The organism is Nitrososphaera sp. (genome assembly GCF_050748925.1).
In the GTDB taxonomy this organism is placed as follows: Archaea; Thermoproteota; Nitrososphaeria; order Nitrososphaerales; family Nitrososphaeraceae; genus Nitrososphaera.
The window spans coordinates 1-3,370 of the sequence record NZ_JBOGQF010000171.1 but is presented as its reverse complement, the minus strand read 5'-3'; the positions used below and the strand labels follow the sequence as shown (position 1 = coordinate 3,370).

General features: G+C 56.1%; 5 protein-coding genes. 3 read left to right on the top strand and 2 right to left on the bottom strand.

The annotated features are described in order from the left end of the window. Positions 1-171: 171 nt before the first annotated feature. From ACREAY_RS10855 to ACREAY_RS10845, 3 genes are all read left to right on the top strand, one after another. Positions 172-987 (top strand): aspartate dehydrogenase, encoded by an 816-nt coding sequence (locus tag ACREAY_RS10855; protein WP_431755788.1) that lies wholly within the window; start codon positions 172-174, stop codon positions 985-987. A gap of 47 nt (positions 988-1,034) precedes the next feature. After that, positions 1,035-1,277 (top strand): TRAM domain-containing protein, encoded by a 243-nt coding sequence (locus ACREAY_RS10850; RefSeq protein ID WP_431755787.1) that lies wholly within the window; start codon positions 1,035-1,037, stop codon positions 1,275-1,277. Positions 1,278-1,358: 81 nt separating this feature from the next. Then, the gene (locus tag ACREAY_RS10845) at positions 1,359-1,760 is read left to right on the top strand and encodes a cupredoxin domain-containing protein (protein WP_431755786.1); all 402 of its coding nucleotides are present in this window, start codon (positions 1,359-1,361) and stop codon (positions 1,758-1,760) included. On the opposite strand, the gene ACREAY_RS10840 is transcribed toward ACREAY_RS10845, so the two are convergent. Then, the gene (locus ACREAY_RS10840) at positions 1,757-2,878 is read right to left on the bottom strand and encodes an OBG GTPase family GTP-binding protein (protein ID WP_431755785.1); all 1,122 of its coding nucleotides are present in this window, start codon (positions 2,876-2,878) and stop codon (positions 1,757-1,759) included. The genes ACREAY_RS10845 and ACREAY_RS10840 overlap by 4 nt on opposite strands. Before the next feature lie 38 nt (positions 2,879-2,916). After that, on the bottom strand, positions 2,917-3,370 hold a 454-nt coding region (locus ACREAY_RS10835; RefSeq protein WP_431755784.1), incomplete at its 5' end, for a zinc ribbon domain-containing protein.

Here is a 3,370-nt window from a genome sequence, read left to right as displayed (position 1 = left end):
GGTCAGACGCCCAAGGTCACCGCCAAGCCACGTTCAAGCCCGATAGCCAGGGAAAGGAACAAGAACAATTTTGTAAAGCGCTTTGAGAAAAAGAGGCTTCCCGGCCAAAAGAAGCCAGAGCGCCGCGGCGGAAGAAGGTAAAAATCCCTCCTCGCCTTAATCTTTTTGCGCATGACTGCAAAAAAGGTCGGCATCATTGGCTGCGGCACCATAGGGGGCCAGCTCGCCTTGGCAGTCGACGCCGGCTCTGTCAAGAACGCGACGCTCGTGTCGCTCTTTGACGTCGTGCAGGGCAGCGCGCAATCCTTGAAACAAAAGTTGCGCACTGACGTTTCCGCTCATGATGATTTTGAAAAGTTCATCGCGACCGACTGCGACATTATAGTTGAAGCGGCATCTCAGGACGCCGTAAGAAAATTTGCAGGGCGAGTCCTTGAGTCAGGCAAGGACTTGATGGTAATGAGCGTGGGCGCGCTTGCCGACGGCGCTCTGCGATTGGCCTTACAGGAGGCAAAAGGCAGGATATACGTGCCGACAGGCGCTATCGCCGGCATCGACGCGGTCAGGGCCGTCAGGCACCTGCTGGAATCTGTCACGCTCACCACGACCAAGAGCCCAAAGGCCCTTGCAGGGGCGCCGTTCTTTCAGGCAAGCAGGATAAAACTGGACGAAATAAAAGAGAAGACAACGGTGTACGAAGGCCCCGCTTCTGAAGCAGTCAGAATGTTTCCGGCAAACGTCAACGTGGCGGCGGTGCTGAGCCTGGCAGGCATGGGCTTTGAGAAAACAACCGTGCGCATTGTCGCAGACCCGGCGGCAAGCACGAACCAGCACGAGATAACTGCCAGAGGGAGTTTTGGCGAGTTCAGGTTCGCAGTGAGCAACGCGCCGTCCCCGGGCAACCCCAAGACCAGCTACCTGGCAGTGCTTTCGGCAATAGAATGCCTCCGGTCCATATGCGATGACGGCATGAAGATAGGATCGTAACTTTCTTCCATAGTTTATATAGGGAGTACGCAATTCTTTTTCCACGTATGAGTTTCGGAAGAAGAGACAGTTTCGGTCCAAAACCCGTGGAAGCGGGCAAGGAATACGACGTGCAGATCACCGAAGTCAGCCGCAAGGGTGACGGAATCGCAAGGATACAGGGCTTTGTCATCTTTGTGAAGGACGGCAAGGTAGGTCAGAACGCAAAGATCCGTGTCACACAGATCGGACCGCGGTTCGCGACTGCCGAAGTCGTCAACGGCGCAGCCACGGCAGAGAACACAAACTAACCCTGCGTTCTGACGAATGCAGTTCATTTTTGTTTTTTCAATCCTAAACGGATAATAGTGCATGGAGATAAGCACGCTTGCGTGTCCATCCGCAACAACCTGATAGCAGTGGTGGCGATATCGTTTCTGGTAGTCGGCGCGATGTGGGGCATCGGCAATCTGGCCAAGCCGGAAGAAGAGTCGGTCGTTCCAGGGGTTGCAGCCATTACGCTTCTTGCGCAGAGGAGCACGTTTAACGGCACCAACCCGGACGTGCACGTAAAGGTGAACGTGCCGACCAGGCTGCAGGTCCAGAACGACGACGTGGTCTACCACGACCTGCAGATAAATGACAAGACCGGAGCAATCCAGAGCATAGAGACAGGCCCCATACCGGGCGGAAGGCACCACCTGACAGGGATAACCGCGTACAAGCCGGGGACCTACGAATATTTTTGCTCGCTGCACCCAGGCATGCAGGGCAAGATAATCGCCGAGTCCTAGAGGGCGCCGGGGTTCTTTACTATCGTCAGGACATCTTCGTCATACATCACGTGATCAAGCCCCACCTTTTGTCCCGCGAACTTTGCCGACTTGCCCCACACCATCCCGTACTTGAAGTTGCGCGCCATGTTGCGGTGGATCTTGTTGCAGATGTCCTGGATGGTCGAGCCGTTGGGCACGATCATCGGCTCCTTGTAGTCTGTCTGGCCCCCCTTGGGCCTCATGTATATCCGGATAAAGTCGAGCTTGTTGTAAATTGCCTCCTTTACCGCGTCGATGTTGACGCTGGCGTCTGCGGATATTGGGATGAACTGGTTTCCAATCTGCGACTGGACTTCCTTGATGAACCCCTGGTTGACAAGGTCTATCTTGTTGAGGAGTATGAGCCCCTTTGTATAGACGCGGTTTTCGTTAAGTACGTCTATTAACTGGTCGTCTGTCAGGTTCGGCTCTCGGATTATTATCCTGCCGTTGTGGATGCCATAGACGCGGGCGATCTCTTTGACCATCCTTTCTTCCATCTTGATAGGCACCTGACAGTTGACGGACAGGCCGCCTGTCGAAGTTTTCTCGATTACGACGTCCGGCGGCCGCTCGTCCAGTTTTACTCCCGCCTCTGCAAGTTCCCTCTTCAAGAGGTTGACGTGCTGTGGCTGGAATACGTCGAGTATGAGCAACACCAGGTCGGCGCCCCTTGCGACAGAGATTACGCGCCGGCCAAAGCCCTTGCCGGCGGCCGCGCCTTCAATGATTCCGGGCAGGTCGAGCACCTGGATTTTTGCGCCCCGGTAGTCCATCATGCCGGGGATTGCCGTGAGTGTAGTGAACTGGTAAGAGGCGACGCGCGATTTTGCGTTTGTGAGCCTGTTCAATAGCGTTGACTTGCCGACGCTCGGAAGGCCGATGAGCACGACAGTGGCGTCGCCTGCCTTTCGGACGTCAAAGCCGGCGTTTTCGCCGCCGGTATGCACGGTCCGGCCATGGATGTTTTGCTCCTGCTCGCGCTTTAGCTTGGCGATCTTGGCCTTTAGCAGACCGACGTGGAACTCGGTCGCCTTGTTGATCTGGGTCTTGTGGATCTCGTCCTGTATGGCCTTGATCTTTTCTGGGATGCCCACGGTAAGGTAATGTTGTCAGATAGGCGATAAAAATATTGTCAAATTTGCGAGCCGCACTGGTTGCAAAAGCGTGCGCCGGCAGGGTTGCGCAGGCCGCATGCGGGGCAGGAGCCCCTTTCCGGCTGCCCCGGCGCCGCAGAGGCTGAAGGCGACGGAGCCCTCAGGCTTGCCAGCGACTCTTTGGCCGCAGCGCGCAGCAGTCCGGCCACCCCATCAGGATCTTGCACAGAATTGAGCCGGATGACTGGCGCGCCTGCATGCATGATGAGGACATCGCCTATTGTAACGCTGGTCGGGATGTTCGAATAGGAATAGTTGCCGGAGCCGGGCCGGAACGTGTAGGCGTTGGCCATGTGCTGCGAGCTGGACTCGACCCTCTTGCCAGTGACGACGATGTCTTCTATCATCGGGAGTGTGATAAAGGTGCCGAGATGGGTCTCAAAGTCGTAGTACAGCGCCCGGATGTTGGTGACTGCCTTGACCCACCTGTAG